The following is a 1294-nucleotide window of genomic DNA, read 5'->3' as shown; positions in this document are numbered from 1 at the left end:
ACCGTACAAAGCGATTTAAAGATTTTACGATGAAAAAACCATATCTATAATATAAAACGCTCTGTACGATCAAATTTTAGGTAAATAGACCAATTGGTAAAATTATGGACTAAAAACATGAGAATATTAAAAGACCTGTTCTTAAAAAAACGTAAACAACCAATGCAAAAAGAGTTTGTTGCAACAGCTGTTGGTTATGTTCCTTGGGGAGATGGAGCAGCAGAGTATTTTTACAACCTCTATGAATATGAAGACGGTACAAGAGAGTGTGAAAAGTTTGATAGTGGTCAGAATTACAAAACACCTAAGAATGCGGATTTCAGTACCAAAGCGCAAGTAAAAGCATGGGTTTATGGTGGGAATATTCCGAAAAGCGTTCTCAATTACGAACCTCTTATAGACGAGATCAATAGAGAGATTAAAAAGTTATCGGAAGTTGCTTGACAATATGGCAACATTATGTCTATTGTCGAATCAGGTGCCTAGAAAACACCTTAAATGTACAGCGGATAGATTGCCGAAACAGTCTTTTCACCGCCAATTAAAAACTTTGACTCATTGTATGTTACACGCATATAATGATTTTGTCGGGTGTGGTTATGCTATACAATACCCTTTTGGGGAAGGCATAACGACGGGCTGTACGCCGTGTTTTCTAGCACCCGGCATCCTCTTTGGATGTCAATAGAAAACCTCTAATCGTACGGAGTTCATAATGAACACTCTTATTAAAATTACAGAACAAACTATTGATCAAGAAATTGTGCAAACGGTCAATGCGCGTGAGTTACACGCATTCATGGAAATAGGAAAACGTTTCGCTACTTGGATTACAGACCGTATTAATCAATATACATTTGAAGAAGGTAAAGACTTCATAAAAACACAAGATTTGCGGTTCCCAAAATTGGGAAGCGCAAAATCTAGAGCTGTTACAGCAATAGAATACCATCTCACTTTAGATATGGCAAAAGAGCTCTCAATGGTCGAACGCAATGAGAAAGGACGTCAAGCACGCCGTTATTTTATTGAATGTGAAAAGAAACTAAGAAACCAATCTGTTGATTGTGACCGTGATACACGCTTTGATTTCCCAAAGGATTGGGATAAAATGTCTCCAACTAAAAAGGCTGTTTACATTTATGGTCCTCTTCATATGCATCTTGTTAAAGCCTTTACATTGGTAGAAGAAAGCAAACAGTATAAAACACTCATTGAAGAAGCAAAACAGGTCTTAGCAAAATCTGTTGTAAAAGCTGCTTAGATTTAAAAACATAACTCCCCATCTTTAAAG

At 36.7% G+C, this 1294-nt stretch carries 2 protein-coding genes; both read left to right on the top strand.

What is annotated here, in order from left to right; all coding sequences use genetic code 11:
- The first annotated feature begins 117 nt into the window (after positions 1-117).
- Positions 118-444, top strand: a complete 327-nt coding sequence (locus tag ACFINU_RS09880) for a hypothetical protein (RefSeq protein ID WP_375618976.1) — start codon at positions 118-120, stop codon at positions 442-444.
- Positions 445-715: 271 nt separating this feature from the next.
- Positions 716-1264: an antA/AntB antirepressor family protein gene (locus ACFINU_RS09875; protein WP_375618977.1), complete on the top strand. Its 549-nt coding sequence runs from the start codon at positions 716-718 to the stop codon at positions 1262-1264.
- Positions 1265-1294: the final 30 nt, after the last annotated feature.

It is taken from the genome of Bartonella sp. AC130YNZD (assembly GCF_042196865.1).
GTDB lineage: Bacteria > Pseudomonadota > Alphaproteobacteria > Rhizobiales > Rhizobiaceae > Bartonella.
This window is presented reverse-complemented; position numbering and strand designations above follow the sequence as displayed.

What these genes read in the sequence shown, in the direction of transcription:
- ACFINU_RS09875 (WP_375618977.1), top strand. Translation starts at nt 716, where the DNA reads ATGAACACTCTTATTAAAATTACAGAACAAACTATTGATCAAGAAATT.
- ACFINU_RS09880 (WP_375618976.1), top strand. Translation starts at nt 118, where the DNA reads ATGAGAATATTAAAAGACCTGTTCTTAAAAAAACGTAAACAACCAATG.